General features: G+C 72.6%; 15 protein-coding genes and 1 pseudogene. 7 read left to right on the top strand and 9 right to left on the bottom strand.

Annotated features, from left to right (window positions below; all coding sequences use genetic code 11):
- Nucleotides 1-81 precede the first annotated feature (81 nt).
- The gene (locus ACWDR3_RS04185; protein ID WP_450350631.1) at nt 82-1,230 is read left to right on the top strand and encodes an NADH:flavin oxidoreductase; all 1,149 of its coding nucleotides are present in this window, start codon (nt 82-84) and stop codon (nt 1,228-1,230) included.
- Between the two features lie 93 nt (nt 1,231-1,323).
- Nucleotides 1,324-2,862: a carboxylesterase/lipase family protein gene (locus ACWDR3_RS04180; protein WP_450350630.1), complete on the top strand. Its 1,539-nt coding sequence runs from the start codon at nt 1,324-1,326 to the stop codon at nt 2,860-2,862.
- A gap of 10 nt (nt 2,863-2,872) precedes the next feature.
- Here the strand turns inward: ACWDR3_RS04180 and ACWDR3_RS04175 are convergent, their stop codons facing one another.
- The 3 genes from ACWDR3_RS04175 to ACWDR3_RS04165 form a co-directional block, all read right to left on the bottom strand.
- A complete protein-coding gene (locus tag ACWDR3_RS04175) occupies nt 2,873-3,445 on the bottom strand; it encodes a hypothetical protein (protein WP_450350629.1) in 573 nt (190 codons plus the stop codon).
- A gap of 66 nt (nt 3,446-3,511) precedes the next feature.
- Entirely contained in the window at nt 3,512-4,186 is a 675-nt protein-coding gene (locus ACWDR3_RS04170) for an SCO4225 family membrane protein (RefSeq protein WP_450350628.1), read from the bottom strand.
- Between the two features lie 101 nt (nt 4,187-4,287).
- Entirely contained in the window at nt 4,288-4,410 is a 123-nt protein-coding gene (locus ACWDR3_RS04165; RefSeq protein WP_450350827.1) for a DUF397 domain-containing protein, read from the bottom strand.
- 148 nt (nt 4,411-4,558) lie between these two features.
- Between ACWDR3_RS04165 and ACWDR3_RS04160 the strand changes: the two are divergent.
- Nucleotides 4,559-5,130 (top strand): annotated as a pseudogene (locus tag ACWDR3_RS04160) (class I SAM-dependent methyltransferase).
- On the opposite strand, the gene ACWDR3_RS04155 reads toward ACWDR3_RS04160, so the two are convergent.
- The 3 genes from ACWDR3_RS04155 to ACWDR3_RS04145 are packed head-to-tail and all read right to left on the bottom strand — an operon-like array spanning nt 5,110 to nt 8,421.
- On the bottom strand, nt 5,110-6,516 hold the full coding sequence (locus tag ACWDR3_RS04155) for a PTS transporter subunit EIIC (RefSeq protein WP_450350626.1): 1,407 nt from the start codon (nt 6,514-6,516) through the stop codon (nt 5,110-5,112). The pseudogene ACWDR3_RS04160 and the gene ACWDR3_RS04155 sit on opposite strands and share 21 nt — an antisense overlap.
- A 16-nt stretch (nt 6,517-6,532) precedes the next feature.
- Complete coding sequence (gene murQ, locus ACWDR3_RS04150; protein WP_450350624.1) at nt 6,533-7,468, bottom strand: N-acetylmuramic acid 6-phosphate etherase; 936 nt, start codon at nt 7,466-7,468, stop codon at nt 6,533-6,535.
- A gap of 44 nt (nt 7,469-7,512) precedes the next feature.
- Nucleotides 7,513-8,421, bottom strand: a complete 909-nt coding sequence (locus tag ACWDR3_RS04145) for a MurR/RpiR family transcriptional regulator (RefSeq protein WP_402359148.1) — start codon at nt 8,419-8,421, stop codon at nt 7,513-7,515.
- A 55-nt stretch (nt 8,422-8,476) separates the two neighbouring features.
- Between ACWDR3_RS04145 and ACWDR3_RS04140 the strand changes: the two genes are divergently transcribed.
- Both ACWDR3_RS04140 and ACWDR3_RS04135 read left to right on the top strand, forming a co-directional pair.
- Complete coding sequence (locus tag ACWDR3_RS04140) at nt 8,477-8,887, top strand: hypothetical protein (protein ID WP_450350623.1); 411 nt, start codon at nt 8,477-8,479, stop codon at nt 8,885-8,887.
- Between the two features lie 31 nt (nt 8,888-8,918).
- Nucleotides 8,919-9,200, top strand: coding sequence for a DUF4031 domain-containing protein (locus ACWDR3_RS04135; RefSeq protein ID WP_450350621.1), 282 nt, complete (start codon nt 8,919-8,921; stop codon nt 9,198-9,200).
- A gap of 66 nt (nt 9,201-9,266) precedes the next feature.
- On the opposite strand, the gene ACWDR3_RS04130 is transcribed toward ACWDR3_RS04135, so the two are convergent.
- The gene (locus tag ACWDR3_RS04130; protein WP_450350619.1) at nt 9,267-10,328 is read right to left on the bottom strand and encodes a GNAT family N-acetyltransferase; all 1,062 of its coding nucleotides are present in this window, start codon (nt 10,326-10,328) and stop codon (nt 9,267-9,269) included.
- A 10-nt stretch (nt 10,329-10,338) separates the two neighbouring features.
- The gene (locus tag ACWDR3_RS04125) at nt 10,339-10,995 is read right to left on the bottom strand and encodes an HD domain-containing protein (protein ID WP_450350618.1); all 657 of its coding nucleotides are present in this window, start codon (nt 10,993-10,995) and stop codon (nt 10,339-10,341) included.
- 95 nt (nt 10,996-11,090) lie between these two features.
- On the opposite strand from ACWDR3_RS04125, the gene ACWDR3_RS04120 reads away from it, so the two are divergent.
- On the top strand, nt 11,091-11,762 hold the full coding sequence (locus tag ACWDR3_RS04120; protein ID WP_450350616.1) for a maleylpyruvate isomerase family mycothiol-dependent enzyme: 672 nt from the start codon (nt 11,091-11,093) through the stop codon (nt 11,760-11,762).
- Between the two features lie 199 nt (nt 11,763-11,961).
- Nucleotides 11,962-12,663 carry a copper homeostasis protein CutC gene (locus ACWDR3_RS04115; protein ID WP_450350615.1) on the top strand — a complete coding sequence of 234 codons (702 nt, stop codon included), beginning with the start codon at nt 11,962-11,964 and terminating at the stop codon, nt 12,661-12,663.
- 208 nt (nt 12,664-12,871) lie between these two features.
- Here the strand turns inward: ACWDR3_RS04115 and ACWDR3_RS04110 are convergent, their stop codons facing one another.
- Nucleotides 12,872-14,926 (bottom strand): HelD family protein, encoded by a 2,055-nt coding sequence (locus ACWDR3_RS04110; RefSeq protein WP_450350613.1) that lies wholly within the window; start codon nt 14,924-14,926, stop codon nt 12,872-12,874.
- Nucleotides 14,927-15,089 lie beyond the last annotated feature (163 nt).

The raw sequence follows: 15,089 nt of genomic DNA, 5'->3' as shown, positions 1-15,089 counted from the left end.
ATCGCCGTTGTGGGTGTTGAACGTTGACCGACGTTCAATGCACGCGCACATACCATCCGGTACCCCAAGGAGTTCCCCCACGTGACCGCCTCCGCCAGCACCTCGACGTCCGCCTCTCCCGCCGCCTCCCGCGCGGCCGAGATCCTCTCCCGGCCGATCGCCCTGGGCGGCCTGACGGTCCCCAACCGCATCGTGATGGCGCCGATGACCCGCCAGTTCTCCCCGGGCGGCATCCCCGGCGAGAACGTGGCCTCGTACTACGCGCGCCGCGCCGGAGCGGGCGTCGGTCTCGTCGTCACCGAGGGCACGTACGTCGGGCACGAGTCGGCCGGGCAGAGCGACCGCATCCCGCGGTTCCACGGCGAGGAGCAGCTGGCGGGCTGGGCGAAGGTCGCCGACGCGGTGCACGCGGCGGGCGGGCGGATCGTGCCGCAGCTGTGGCACATCGGCATGGTGCGCGAGCAGGGCCAGCCGCCGTACGCCGACGCCCCCGCGGTCGGCCCCTCGGGGCTGCGGATCGGCGCCACCGAGCCCACCGGCAGGGCGATGACGCAGGACGACCTGGACGACGTCATCGACGCGTTCGTCGAGGCCGCGGTCGCCGCCGAGCGGATCGGCTTCGACGGGGTCGAACTGCACGGCGCCCACGGCTACCTGCTCGACCAGTTCCTGTGGGCGGGCACCAACCGCCGTACCGACTCCTACGGCGGTGACCCGGTCGCCCGTACGAAGTTCGCGGCGGAGCTGGTGGGGTCGGTCCGGGAGGCCGTGTCCCCCGAGTTCCCGATCATCTTCCGCTACTCGCAGTGGAAGCAGGACGTCTACAAGGCCCGTCTGGCCGAGACCCCCGAGGAGCTGGAGTCGATCCTGGCGCCCCTCGCGGCGGCCGGCGTCGACGCCTTCCACGCCTCCACCCGCCGCTACTGGCTCCCCGAGTTCGACGGCTCCGACCTCAACCTGGCCGGCTGGACCAAGAAGCTCACCGGCAAGCCCGTCGTCACCGTCGGCTCGGTCGGCCTCGACGGCGACTTCCTCAAGGGCTTCAAGGGCGAGGGCGCCCCGCTCAAGGGCATCGACGACCTCCTCGACGCCCTGGAGCGCGAGGAGTACGACATGGTCGCCGTCGGCCGCGCCCTCCTCCAGGACCCCGAGTGGGCGTCGAAGGTCCTCGCGGGCCGCTTCGACGAACTCAAGCCGTACGACGCGGCGGCCTTGAAGACCCTGAGCTGACCGAACTCACTGGCCTCACAGGGTCGGCCGCACCGCTGCTGAGCTAGCGTTCTTGTGCATGCGGAGGGCCTTTCGCCGAGTGAGGAGCAGTCGATGACGACCAGCGAGCCCGCGGGGACTGTCGTGCGGACCGTTGCCGGGGCGGTGCGTGGGCGGTGGGAGGACGGGCTTGCTGTCTTCCGCGGCATCCCGTTCGCCGAACCGCCGGTGGGGGAGGGCCGGTTCGGGGCGCCGCGGCCCGTGCGGAGCTGGGACGGCACCCGGGAGGCGTACGCCTTCGGGCCGCCGCCCCCGCAGGAGTCCGGCATCCAGGGCTTCAAGGGCCCGGCGGCCGCCCCCACCGGCGACGACTGGCTGACGGTCAACGTCTGGACCCCGGACGCGGATCCGGCCGCCCGGCGCCCGGTCATGGTCTGGATCTACGGTGGCGCCTACAAGCTGGGCCACGCCGGCAGCCCCGGCTATGACGCCCAACACATCGCGCGAGAAGGTGACTTGGTCGTCGTCACCTTCAACTACCGCGTGGGCATGGAAGGTTTCGCCCGCATCGAGGGAGCGCCCGCCAACCGCGGTCTGCTCGACCAGGTGGCCGCCCTGGAGTGGGTACGGGAGAACATCACGGCGTTCGGCGGCGACCCCGAACAGGTCACCGTCTTCGGGGAGTCGGCCGGGGCCGGGTCGGTGGCCTCGCTGCTGGCGATGCCGAGCGCGCGGGGCCTGTTCACGCGGGCGATCGCGCAGAGCGTGCCCGGCACGTTCTTCTCCGACGAACTCGCCCGGGACATCGCCGCGGCCATCGCCGAGGAGGCGGGCCTGCGCCCGACGGCGGCCGACCTCGCCACCCTCGCCCCGCATCAACTCACCGCTCCCGGCGAGGCGTTGGGCCAGAAGATGCGGGCGTACGGGGAGCGCTGGGGCCAGGTGGCCGCGACGGCGACCCCCTTCTCGCCGGTCGTCGACGGGGAGGTGCTCCCCGTCGCCCCCTGGGAGGCCCTGGCGGCGGGCGCGGCCCGGGACGTGGACCTCCTCACCGGCCACAACCGCGACGAGTACCGCCTGTTCGCGGTGCTGGCCCAACTGTCCGGAACCGCGGCCGAGGTCGGCGACGAGCAGGCGGAGTGGGCCCTGCGGAACTACGCGCCCGGGCCGGACGGCGAACGCTCCTACCGCGCCGCCTACCCCGACGCCACGTCCGTCGAGCTCTTCGAACAGGTCTGGACGGACTGGCTGTTCGCCATGCCGACCCTGCACCTGGCCGAGGCGCAGCTCAAGGGCGGCGGCCGGGCCCACGTCTACGAACTGACCTGGCCGGCCCCAGGCGCCGACGGCATCTTCGGCGCCTGCCACGGCCTGGACATCCCGCTGCTCTTCGGCACGTACGCGGCGGACCTCGGCATCCTGCTGTTCGGCGGCGCGGAGGTGCCGGCCGAGGCACGGGCCCTGTCCACCCGCTTCCGCTCCTCGTGGACGGCGTTCGCACGCGGCGGCGACCCGGGCTGGCCGGCGTACGACGGCGAACGGCGCCTGGTGCAGGTCCTGGACGTGGACCCGCAGGTCGTGCCGTACCCGGGGGAGAGCTCGCGCCGCATCTGGGAGGGGTACGAGTTCGAGCCGCTGGCGCTGCCCAAGTAGCGGGCGGCGCCTACAGGTTGCCCAGGGGCTCGATGTCGACCTTCACCGGTGTGCCCCACACCCGCAGCACCTCGTAGTCGGTGAACTCGTGCACGAGCCGGTACGCCATGGCGGCCCGCGGGGCGCGACGCTGGGCGGTGAGATACAGCTCGGCCTCGTGCCGGTCCCGCCGTGGCGTACCGCACAGCTGCCACTCCTGCCCGTTCCACAGCTCCGGCAGCCAGCGCTCCTGGGGCTGCGGGCGGTCGGCGCGGACGCCGTAGCGGGAGGAGGCGGTGGTGTCGGCGCTCCTGGCCGGCATGGCGGGTCCGTTGAACTCGGCGCGGCGGGCGGAGCGGCGCCGGGTCTCGCAGAGCAGACACAGGTCGTGGGCGTTCTCGTCGACCGGGCCGTTCGGGTGCTCGGGGCAGCGGGTGGTCGGTACGCCGCCGCTGACGGTGTCGTCCAGCAGGTCGAGGGCACGCTTGAGGTCCGCCTTGACCTCGTGCAGCCGGGCGTCGGGCGTGTCGGACGTGAGCGCCTCGCCGTGCTCACCGAGGAGGCGGAGAGCGCGGCCGAGGGCGGTCTGCTGGGCGTGGTTCATGGTGCTGCCGACGATAGTCGGCTTTGCCGCGGGCCGGCGGCGGGGTGGACCTCGCCGTTCCTCCGCTCAGACGGCCGGGTGTGCTTGGCGCACTCGGAGTCGGTGGGCGAGGCGGCCGAGCAGTACGGCGTTGACCAGCCCGCTCATGGCGCAGCCGGCGGCGAAGAGCGGTGGGCTCAGCCAGGAGAGATCGGGGAGTTCGGCCGGTATCGACACCGCGAGGGGGACGAAGCTGAGCGGCGCGGTCGTGATGAGCGGCCAGACCCCGGCGAACCCCGGGTCCGGCAGGACGTACGCGGCGCCGAGGAAGAAAACCACCGAGGCGGTGACCGCGGCGAGGTAGACCCGCGCGGGCCAGTTGTCGACGGCGGGCGCGAGCAGGGCACGGAGGCGGGCGGCACGCGTCGCAGGGGGCCTCGTGGAGGGCGCTGCGGCTTTCCTCGTCGCCAGGGCGCCGATCACGGCCGCGTTCACCAGCGCGCTCAGCGCGACCCACACCGTCCATGAGCCGACGGCCAGCCCCTGTGCCGTCCCGCCGCCCTCGGTGCCGGGACCGAAGGGGACGACGATGCCCAGCAGGGAGAGGGGTGCGGTGAGTACCAAGGGGGCCGTGGCGACAGGACTCTCCGGGGAGAGGAACATCACCACGACGGAGGCGCCTACGACGCCCAGGTAGGCCCGGGCCGGCCAGTTGTCCGTGGCGAGTGCGAGGAGCCGGCGCGGGCGGGAGGGATGCGGCATCGAGGCGTCCTTCGGGTCGGTCCGGGTTGGTGTCACCACGGTGGACCGAGGGGCGCGCCCCGGCATGAGTACGGGTACCCATGAGCGAGGCGCGGAAGGACTCAGTTCGTCAGGCTGTCGACGAACACGGACCACGGCTCCGCCCGGAAGACGAGTTCCGGGCCGAGGAGGTTCTTGGAGTCGCGGACGGGGACGAGGGCGGGGTTGCCTTCGGCGACTTCCAGGCACTCGTCGCCGCCCCTCCGCTGTAGCTGGACTTGTGCCAGGTAACAGTGGCGGAGGCTCCTCCCCTCGTCTACGGCGCAGGATTACGCCCATGAGGGTTTCCTGACTGCGAACCTCATCGAGCCCTCCGTCGCCCGCGCTCCGGCCATCGCCGCAACCGGCGGGGACCCCACGTTCACTCAGGCCCTCCACGCCTTCAACTCGGCCCACCCTTGGAGCCACAACGCCCACTACCACCCTTGGCTGCTACGGCAGTTGCCCCGAAGCTTCGGCCGCGCGCTGGACGTCGGTTGCGGGAGCGGTGACCTGGCACGGTTGCCGGCCGGGCGGGCGACGGGAGGGGTGGACGGCATCGACGCGGACCCCGAAATCATCGCCCGAGCAAGGGAGTTGACCCCGCCCGGCGTCCCCGTGTCCTTCGCGGTCGCCGATGCCTCTGCCGGCCGCCCCTTCGGCCCCTACAGGGTCTCGTCGACGGTCTGCTCGGCCTCGTCTCCGTTCTCCTGGATCCCATCGTCGGGTGGCTCAAGAACCGGGGACGGGTCGCCGCCTCCCGCCCGGTGTCCATGACCGCCCTCACCCGGCCACCGGAGATGACCTTCACCGAGATCCGCCGCGAGGCCGCCCGACTCCTGCCCGGGGCCCGGCTGCGGCAGCGGTTGTTCTGGCGGTACACGCTGGTGTGGCGGGCGGGAGCGTCATCCGACCTTGCTCCGTGAGGCCCTGGCGTCGGCCCCGGCCTCGTCCCGTACCCCGCTCAACCCCACCAGGTACGTCGCCACGAACCCCACCGCGTACCCCGTCAGCAACCCGCCCCCGTAGATCGCCGCCGTCGTCCCCAGCCCCCTGTTCCCCGCCAGCAGCGGGAACAGGGCCCAGCCCGACGGCCCGATCGCCGTCGCCCCCACCTTGTTGCCCAGCATCGCGAAGAACCCGACGAAGGCGCCGCCCGCCGCGCCGCCCGCGCAGGCGGTCAGGAACGGTCGGCCCAACGGCAGTGAGACGCCGTAGACGAGCGGCTCGCCGATGCCCAACAACCCTGCCGGGAGGGCCGACTTGATGGTCGTGCGGAGTGAAGTGTCGTGGCGGAGGCGGAAGTAGACCGCGACCGCCGCACCGACCTGGCCCGCGCCCGCCATCGCGAGGATGGGCAACAGGACGGTGTAGCCCTGCTGTTGGATGAGGGTGGTGTGGATGGGGATCAGGGCCTGGTGGAGGCCCAGCATCACCAGCGGGAGGAAGAGGCCGCCCAGGATCAGGCCCGCGAAGGGGCCCGTGGTGGCCAGGAGCCAGTTCGCCGCCGTGCCGATCGCCGTGGAGATCTCGCCGGCCGCGTACATGAGGCCGTAGAGCGTCGCCAGGCCCGAGACCAGGACCGTCAGGGTAGGAGTGACCAGGACGTCGAGGGTCGCGGGGACCCAGCTGCGGCACCACTTCTCGACGTACGTGCCGAGCAACGCGGCGGCCAGCGCGCCCAGCACCCCGCCCTGGCCGGGGGAGAGGGCGACCCCGAACGCCGTCACCTTCGCCGCCCCGGGGTACACCACGACCGCCGCCACCGCCCCGCCGAGCACCGGCGTCCCGCCGAACTCCTTCGCCGTGTTGTAGCCGACGAAGACCGAGATGAGGGCGAGGAACGCGGAGGCCACGGCGGCCAGGGCCGGGGTCAGGCTCGGCAGCCAACTCATGTTGATCAGCAGGCCGTTGAGACCCGCCAGCACACCGCAGCCGATCAGGGCGGGGATGAGGGGGACGAAGATGTTCGCGATCCGGCGGAGGAGGAGCTTGGCGGGGGTCGCGTTGCGCGCCCGTCGCTCCTCCTTCAACTCCGTGCCTCGTACGGCCAGTTCGCCGCCACCACCCGCCAACTTCTCGAACTCCGGGGTCACTCGGGCCACCACCCCCGGCCCGAGCACGATCTGATAGGTGTCGTCGTCCACGACCCCGAGCACCCCGGGTACCGCCCGCACCCCGTCCTCATCCACGAGCGACCGATCGTCCAGCCCCAGCCGCAGCCGGGTCATGCAATGGGCGACGGAGGTGACGTTGGCCGCTCCGCCGACGAGGGGGAGGAGCGCGGCGGCGAGATCCCGGGGGGTAGGCATTCCCCGAGAGTGCTGGTCAGCGGGGTGCCGCCGCCAGCGCGGCACGCAGATGTCCGCCGGACTCCTCCAGAAGGCGGGTGGCCGTCGGGCCGTCGACCCCGGCGAGGATCGTCAGGATCGCGTTCTTCACCTCACCGTCGGTCGCCGCGAGCGCCCGCTCGATCTCCTCGTCCCCGGCACCGGTGGCGAGCGCGACGATCCGCCGCGAACGGGCCCGCAGCTTCTCGTTCGAGGCGCGGACGTCGACCATCAGATTCCCGTACGTCTTGCCCAACCGGATCATCGTGATCGTAGAAAGCATGTTGAGTACGAGCTTCTGCGCGGTCCCCGCCTTGAGCCGGGTCGACCCGGTGACCAGCTCGGGCCCCACGACCACCTCGATCCCGTGCTCGGCGGCGGCGCCGAGCGCACTGCCCTCGTTGCAGGACAGCCCGACGGTCAACGCGCCGAGCCCACGGGCGTGTTCGACGGCGGCGATGGCGTACGGGGTGCGTCCGGAGGCGGAGATGCCGACGACGGTGTCGGCGGGGGTGAGGGTGAGCGCATCCAGATCGGCCCGAGCGAACTCGACGGAGTCCTCGGCGCCTTCCACCGACGTCACCATGGCCTCCGGCCCACCCGCGATGAGCCCGACGACCTCGTCCGGGTCGGTGTTGAAGGTGGGCGGACACTCGGAGGCGTCGAGGACGCCGAGCCGCCCGGCGGTCCCGGCACCAGCGTAGATGAGCCGCCCGCCGCGGGTCATGCGTTCGGCGATGGCGTCGATGGCGGCGGCGATCTCGGGCAGCCGCCGCGCGACGGCGGCGGGCACGGTCGTGTCCTCACCGTTCATGAGCCGGGCGATGTCGAGGGTGGGGAGCTGATCGATCTCGGCGAGATCGGGCCGAAAGGCCTCGGTGGTCAGGGACTCCAACTGGGCTTGCAGATCACGATGGTTGGAGGTGGAGGTCATGAGGTGCGGCTCTTTCAATCGTGCGGTGACGGAGAAGGTGCGGTCTAACGACGGTGCCGATGAGCCAGCGCTTCGTACGACGCGGCCAGCGCAGGCGCCGCCGCCTCATAGGTCCGTTGCGCCACCCCCACGAACAGACAGTCCACAACAAGCAGCTGACTGGTCCGAGAGGACATCGCCGCGGGCCGCAACTCGCTCTCCCGAGCCGTGGACGTCGTCAACACATGATCCGCGTACTGAGCCACCGCCCCGTTGGGCCGCCCGGTGATCGCCACAGTCGTCGCGCCCCGCTCGAAGGCGACCCGCAACGGCTCGATGACGTCCCCGGTGGACCCGGAGTGAGTGATGGCGATGGCCACGTCCCCGGCCCGGAGCTGCACGGCGTTGGTGACGGCAAGATGCGGATCACTGTGCGCGTGGGCTATGAGCCCTATCCGCAGCAACTTCTGCGTGAGGTCCTGAGCGACGAGCCCGGACGCACCGATCCCGTACACATCGATCCGCCGGGCCGCCGCCGCAGCGGTGACGGCCGCCCCCAACTGCACCGTGTCCAGCCCCGCAGCGGTATCCGCGAGGGTCTGCTGCTCGTCGTAGGCGAGTTTCGCGACGACGTCGGCGATGGGGTCGTCCACCGCGATGTCGGTGGTGATGGCGGGCGCGCGCCCGGACTGCTGCTGGGCGGCGAGGCCGGCGAGGGCGAGGCGCAGATCGCGGTAGCCGGGGTAGCCGAGGATGCGGGCGGTGCGTACGACCGTCGCCTCGCTGGTGCCGGTGAGCTCGGCGAGACCGGTGACCGTCAGGGCCGCGCAGCCGGCGGGGTCGTTCGCGACGGCCTCGGCGACGCGCTGCATGGAGCGGGTCATCGAGGGCGCGAGGGTGCGGACCTTGGCGGCGAGAGCGGCGGGGGCGGGCCCGGCTCGGTCGGCGAAAATTTCCTTCACTTCCTGGGTCACGTATGAAAGATATTTTCGGCGCGGTGTGGTGGTCAAGAGTGCGCACAATGGGGACATGGATCCGATCGACCCCGACGACCCCGTCGCCCCCATAGACCCCCTGGAGCAGGCGTTGCACGCGGCACGCGCCCTCGTGCTCGCCGATCTGGCCGCGGGCGCGGTCGCCGAGGCGGACGTGGTGTCGCTGGTCGAGGACTCCGTCGTCCAGCGGCGCTGGTGGGTCGAGCAGTGGCCGGAGGGCGTCGAGTACGTCGCCGGCCTGATCGCCCAGGACGTCCAGGACGCCCTGCTGGAACGGTACGGCCGCTGGCCCCTGTGCCCGGTGTGCGGCGCGGGCGACCCGCACGCCCTGGAGGTCGAGCCGGAACTGGGCCCCGACCCGCACTGGGTCTGCCACCAGGCGGGCGTGAAGGTCGCGGCGGTCGGCACCCTGGGCCCGGCGACGGGCGGGACGCCCACCTCATGAGGCCGCCCGTGACGAACCGCGCGAGGCGCCCGTGACGATCTACATCGACCCCCCGACCTGGCCGGGCCACGGCCGCATGTGGTCCCATCTGGTCAGCGACGTCTCGTACGACGAACTGCACGTGTTCGCCGACGCGTTGGGCGTCCCGAGGCGAGCCTTCGAACGGGACCACTACGACCTGCCGTCGCATCGGTACGGGGATGCGGTGGGGGCGGGAGCGGTGGAGGTCAGCAGTCGAGAGGTGGTGCGGTTGCTGACGGGGGCGGGGTTGCGCCGACCGAAGGGACGGGCGGCTCCGGGGCGACCGGACTGAACCAGGTCCGACCGATCTGAATCAGATCCGACCGGGCTGAATCGGGTCCGACCGGACTGAACCAGGTCAGCGCAGCTCGAAAGCCAGCCCCTCCTCGTCCGCGCTCACCCGTGTGTACCCCACCCGGGAAACCACCGCCTGGGACGCCAGATTGTCCCGGTCGATCGTGGCGAGGAGGGCGTTCACGTCGTCGCGGGCCAGGGCCCACTGGGAGAGGGTGCGCAGGGCCTCCGTCGCGTAGCCGCGGCCGCGGGCGCCTTCGACGAGGTCGTAGCCGACCTCCGCGCGGCCGTCCTCGTCGGGGACGCCGTGGAAGCCCATGCCGCCGACCGCGAGGCCGTCCTCGCGGATGAGGACGAAGAGGCCGAACTCGGGGCGGTGCACGCCGGCTTCGTAGGCCTTGAGGATCATTCCGGCCGCTTCCCGGGTGCCTGAATAGGGGCCGCCCACCACCCAGTTGAAGCCGCCGTCGCCGCCCGCCGCCAGGTCGGCGACGGCCGCGGGGGTGGCGCCTTCGAGGGTGAGGCGGTCGGAGTGCAGGACCAGGTTGTTGTTCCAGCGCCATTCGGTGCGCAGGGAACGGCCGGGCAGGGCGATGCGGCCGGTCGCGTGGAGGAGCGTGCGCCACGCGTCGGGGTCGGGCTGGACGTGCGGGAAGATGCGCGTGACGACGAACTCGGCCAGTGCGGACGGGGGTTGGTAGGGCAGGCCCAGGCCCTCCGCGATGTCGTACGTGTGGACCAGCACCTCCGCCATTCCCATCGCGGCGAAGCCCTCGCGGTTCGCGCTGCGGAACGGGTACGGGTGGAAGGCGCGGACCTCGCGCGGGGTGGTGCGGAGCGTGGCGGCGAACAGGGCGCCCGTCGTCTCGATGACCTGCACGACGCCCGCGTTGTCGATGTCCTCCTCGGGCACCAGCTCGAAGGGCACGTAGGCGTCCTGCGCGCGCCCCGCCAACTGCCCGGCGTACGCGATCAGATCCTCGGCGATGTGGAACGCCGTGCGCCGACAGTCCCACTCCAGGCCGCCGGCCGGCACCGATTCCCAGTCCCGGTCCAGCGCCATCCGCAGCGTCGCCGCACAGCCCGCGACGGCTTCTTCCACCCGTTCCACGCCCCATTCACGCATGGTTCGCAGATTAGGTGGCCGGGTCCGTCGTGGTCGACAGCATTTCCAGCTCGGCGGCGAGGTTGTAGCGGGCCGTCGCCTCCCATTCGCGCAGGCCGTGCGGGGTGCGGAACAGCTGCGGAAGATCGAGGAGTTGGCGGAGGATCGCCGAACGGCCTTCCCTGAACGCCTCGTTCGGCACGAAGTGGTATTCCTCGCGGACCTCCGCCGTGTAGGCCGCGTACGCCGACGGGGGCGCCGCCAGGATCGCGAGGTCCGCGTCGGACAGCACCGCGCCGTTCGCGTCGGCGGGCTCGGGCGCGTGGGTCACGGTCAGCCGGACCAGTCGGGCCACCTCAGCCGTCCCCTCCGGCGACGCCCCCGCCTCGGCCAGCGCGCGCTCCGCGAGCCGCGCCGACCGCTCCTCGTTCTCCGAACGGTCCGGCAGATACACCGCGTCGTGGAACCACGCGGCCAGCCGTACGAGGTCCGGGTCCTTGGCGTACTCCGTCAGTACGTCGATGCGGTCCAGGACCGCCGTGAGGTGCGTGAGCGTGTGGTAGCGGCGCTGCGGTTCCTGCCAGCGGGCCAGCAGGTCGTCGGCGTAGGGGAGCGGGTCGGGGCCCGCGGCACGGGCGCCGTCCAGGGCACGGGACCAGCGCAGACGGAGGGCATCGAGGTCGGCCATGGCGCCATTGTCCCCGGGTCCCCGCGATCTCCCCAGCGCCGCTGTCTCCCCGCGCCCCAGTGACCCCGTGCCGGTGCGCCCCCTAGCGTGGATCCATGACTGATCCATACCAGGTACGGGACCCCGAACTCCCCGGTCGGCTGCTGAGCACCGAGCGCGACGACCTCGTGCCCCTGCTGCGGGCCCGGCCCGACACGGACTTCGCGCTGCCGACGGTCGGCTGTCCGGCGTGGACGGTGCGGGAGGTGCTCGCGCACTGTTCGGCCGCGTTGATGCGGGTGGTGGAGAGCCGGTTCGAGCAGGGTGTCTTCTCGCCCGAGGCCAACGACCGGGACATCGCCGACCGCGCCGAGTGGACGAACGCGCAGGTCGTCGACGAGCTGGAGCGCGGGATGACCGAGGCCGGACCGGTGATCGCCAAGGCCGGCGGGTCGCTGGACATGATCGCGCTGGGCGAGTGGGTGCACGCCGGTGACGTGCGCGAGGTCCTCGGGGCGCCGGGGGCGTACGCCGGGGCCGGGCTGCCGGACGCGCTCACCCTCCTCGTGCGCATCACCCGGGAGCGGGGGCACCTCCCGCTGCACGCCGACCTCGACGACGTGGACGAGCCGCTGCGCCTGGGCGCCGTGACCGCGCCGCGACCGCCCGCCCGCTACATCGGCGAGGCCGCCACGCTCGTACGGCTGTACGCGGGGCGGCCGGTGACGGAGGGGGCGTCGTACGAGCTGGCCGGGGCGGAGGAAGGGGAGCTGAAGATCTTCCGGTGACCGGGCAGGGGCCTGTCGTTGACCGGTCAGGGTCTTGCCGTGACCGGAATCAGGCGCCCCCGCCGACGACTTCACGTGACGAACGTGACAAGCGTGACGAGGGAGACGGGGCGATCTCGCGGTCCCCTGCCCGCCCGGCTACCCTGAGATTGGACTAGACCTGTAGCCGCTCCCAGGGCAACACGACGGAAGGGGTCCTATGAGCACGCGTGCAGTCCTGGAGGTGATCGCCCTCGACGTCGAGGACGCGGTCGCCGCCCAGGCCGGAGGCGCGGACCGCCTCGAACTGATCACCGACATGGCGGCCGACGGACTCACCCCGTCGGTGCGGACCTTCGCCGGGATCCGGGCCGCCGTCGACATCGATCTGCGCGTGATGCTGCGACTCACCGACGGTTTCGCCGCCGGCCCCGCCGAGGACGTCGAGCGGCTGGTCCGGATCGCGCTGGAGATGCGGGACGCCGGCGCCGAGGAGTTCGTGCTCGGCTTCCTCGACGCCGGGGGCGGGGTGGATCTCGGGGTCGTGGAGCGGCTGGCCGGGGAGCTGGACGGGTGCCGGTGGACGTTCCACCGGGCCATCGACCACGCGGCCGACCGGGCCGCCCTGCGCAAGCAGCTCGCCGACCTGCCCGGCCTCGACACCTACCTCACGGCGGGGTCCGCCGCCGGGGTCGACGAGGGCCTGCCCACGCTGCTCGCCGAGGCGAAGCACCGCGGGGAGCCCGGTTACGAGCCTCAACTCCTCGTCGGCGGCGGCCTCCGCCTCGACCACGTGCCCGCCCTGCGCGCCGCCGGCCTCGACGCCTTCCACATCGGCGGCGCGGCCCGCCCCGCGGGCTGGGACGAACCGGTGTCGCCGGCGGCGGTCGCGGAGTGGCGGGCGGTGCTGGACGGGAAGTGAGCGGGGCCCATGCCGGGGCTGGACGGGAAGTGAGCGGCTGTCCTGGACGGGAACTGAGCGCGCCGGGGCCGGTGCCGGGGCACGTCGGGCCGGTTTCGACGCGGGAATCCCGTAGACCCCCGCGCTGGAATCCCGCAGACCTCCGCGCCCCCGCCCGCCCCCGCAGACCTCCGCGCCCTCGCCCGCACCCGCCGAAACCCCCGCCGATTCAGCCGAGTTGCGCGGGCAGCGCCCCCGCATGGGTCACGATCAACCCCGACACCGCTCGCGTCAGCGTCACGTACAGCCGGCGCAGCCCGGTGCGTTCGTCCGGTTCGCCGTCGACCACGGCCCGCGGTTCGTCGAGGACCACGTAGTCGTACTCCAGGCCCTTGGCCAGGGACGCCGGGACCAGGGTGAGACGGGTCTCTGCCGTCGTCTCCTCACCCGGGGCGAGGTACGTCAGGCCCGCCGCCGTCAGCGCCTCGGCCAGCTCCGGGACGCGCGCGTCCGCCGCGATCAGGCCCGTCGAGCCCTCGTGGGCCAGCAACTCCTCGCAGGCCGCGACCACTTCGGCCGTGCCGGCGACCGGGCGGAGCGCGAAGAAGCCCGGGTTCTCCCGGACCGACGCCACCGGGGTGAGACCGGGCGCGATGTGCGGGAGCAGCCGGGAGGCGTACGTGATGACGTCCGTCGGCACGCGGAAACCGGCCGTCAGCTCCTCGATCACGCCCTCCGTCTTGCCCAGGTGGGCCAGCGCCTCGTCCCAACTCCGCGTCGCCCAGGGCGTGGTGCCCTGCGCCAGGTCGCCCAGCACGGTCGCGGAACCGGTGGTGCAGCGCCGCCCCACCGCCCGGTACTGCATCGGCGACAGGTCCTGCGCCTCGTCCAGCACCACATGCCCCAGCGAGTGCGTGCGCTGCACGAGATCCGTCGCCTCGTCGATCAACACCGCGTCCGCGGGCGCCCACTTGGCCGCCTTCACCGACCGCACGGGCTTCGCCCACAGGATCGTCTTGCGCTCGTCCTCGGTGAGGATCCCGTCGGAGTGCGCGGCGAGGAAGTCCGCGTCCGTGAGCAGCCGCAGCACGAGTTTCGCCGGGTCGACCGGCGGCCATACGGCCTTCACCGCCGCCTTGACCGCGCTGTTGCGGGCCACCGCGTCCTGCACCCGGTCGTCCGGCGCCTCGCCCGACCGCTCCATCTGCACCAGCACGGCGTGCGCGATGCGCTGCGGCAGGGCCTCGCGGGCGGCGCCGTAGCGGATCCCCCGGTCCAGCAACTCCCGCACGATGTCCTCGAATTCGTACGCCGGCACCCGCCACCTGCGGGACCCGCGCACCACGACGACCTGCTCCGTCGGCATGGTCACGTGCGCGTACACCGCCCGTCGCAGCACCTCCGCCATCCTCGCGTCGCCCTTGATGACCGCCGCCGCCGCGTCGTCCGTGCCCCGCACCTCGGCGCCCCCCGCGACCAGGTCGTCCACGGTCGCCTGCCGCACGCTCAACTCGCCCAGCGCGGGCAGCACTTGCTCGATGTAGTGCAGGAAGGACCGGTTCGGCCCGATGACGAGGGTGCCGGTGCGGGCGAGCCGCTCGCGGTGGGCGTAGAGCAGATACGCGACCCGGTGCAGACCGACGGCCGTCTTCCCCGTCCCCGGACCGCCCTGCACGCACACCGTCCCGCCGAGCCCGCTGCGCACGATCTCGTCCTGCTCGGGCTGGATCGTCGCCACGATGTCCCGCATCGGACCCACGCGCGGGCGCTCGATCTCCCGCTGGAGCAGCTTGCTGGTCCGGGCCGCCTCCGCCGGGTCGGAGAGGTGCTCGTCCTCGTACGCGGTGAGGTCGCCGCCGGTGTACCCGAAGCGGCGGCGCAGCCCGATGTCCAGCGGGTCCTTCTTGGACGCCCGGTAGAACGGCTGCGAGACCGGCGCGCGCCAGTCGATGACCATCGGGTCGCCGTCGTGGTCGTGCACGTGCCGGCGCCCGATGTAGAAGCGCTCGCCCTCCGCGCCCTCGGCCTGGTCGGCGCCGGGTGCGTGCAGGTAGTCGAGGCGGCCGAAGAAGAGCGGGGTGTCGCTGAGGTCGGCCAGCGCCTTGATGCGGTCGTCGATCTGGCGGGACAGCACCTCGGCGTTGACCCAGTTCGCGGTGACGTCACTGATGTCCAGCGACTCGACGTCCTCCCGCATGGCACGCAGCGCGGCGCGGGAGGAGGCGAGGTGGGTGCGTTCCCGGGAGAGGGGGTCGTCGAGAGGGTCGTGGGCGGGCGTGGACAAGGGGGTGCCTCCGAGGGCCTGCGGTGTGGACCGGCGCGGGGAGCTGCGCGGCTGTGCGGGATGCCGACCGGTTTCCGTCCGGCCGACGGCACTCCGGGAAGGGAGGCGGGCAAGAGCGGAGATTCTAGGTCAGGCGCGCAGGCGGAGGCCAACGGATTATCGG

It is taken from the genome of Streptomyces sp. NPDC001002, assembly GCF_053599215.1.
The sequence above is the reverse complement of the archived record's forward strand: the minus strand, read 5'-3'. Positions and strand labels throughout refer to the sequence as shown.

What these genes read in the sequence shown, in the direction of transcription:
- ACWDR3_RS04180 (WP_450350630.1), top strand. Translation starts at nt 1,324, where the DNA reads ATGACGACCAGCGAGCCCGCGGGGACTGTCGTGCGGACCGTTGCCGGG.
- ACWDR3_RS04175 (WP_450350629.1), bottom strand. Translation starts at nt 3,445, where the DNA reads ATGAACCACGCCCAGCAGACCGCCCTCGGCCGCGCTCTCCGCCTCCTC.
- ACWDR3_RS04170 (WP_450350628.1), bottom strand. Translation starts at nt 4,186, where the DNA reads ATGCCGCATCCCTCCCGCCCGCGCCGGCTCCTCGCACTCGCCACGGAC.
- ACWDR3_RS04155 (WP_450350626.1), bottom strand. Translation starts at nt 6,516, where the DNA reads ATGCCTACCCCCCGGGATCTCGCCGCCGCGCTCCTCCCCCTCGTCGGC.
- murQ (WP_450350624.1), bottom strand. Translation starts at nt 7,468, where the DNA reads ATGACCTCCACCTCCAACCATCGTGATCTGCAAGCCCAGTTGGAGTCC.
- ACWDR3_RS04140 (WP_450350623.1), top strand. Translation starts at nt 8,477, where the DNA reads ATGGATCCGATCGACCCCGACGACCCCGTCGCCCCCATAGACCCCCTG.
- ACWDR3_RS04130 (WP_450350619.1), bottom strand. Translation starts at nt 10,328, where the DNA reads ATGCGTGAATGGGGCGTGGAACGGGTGGAAGAAGCCGTCGCGGGCTGT.
- ACWDR3_RS04125 (WP_450350618.1), bottom strand. Translation starts at nt 10,995, where the DNA reads ATGGCCGACCTCGATGCCCTCCGTCTGCGCTGGTCCCGTGCCCTGGAC.
- ACWDR3_RS04120 (WP_450350616.1), top strand. Translation starts at nt 11,091, where the DNA reads ATGACTGATCCATACCAGGTACGGGACCCCGAACTCCCCGGTCGGCTG.
- ACWDR3_RS04115 (WP_450350615.1), top strand. Translation starts at nt 11,962, where the DNA reads ATGAGCACGCGTGCAGTCCTGGAGGTGATCGCCCTCGACGTCGAGGAC.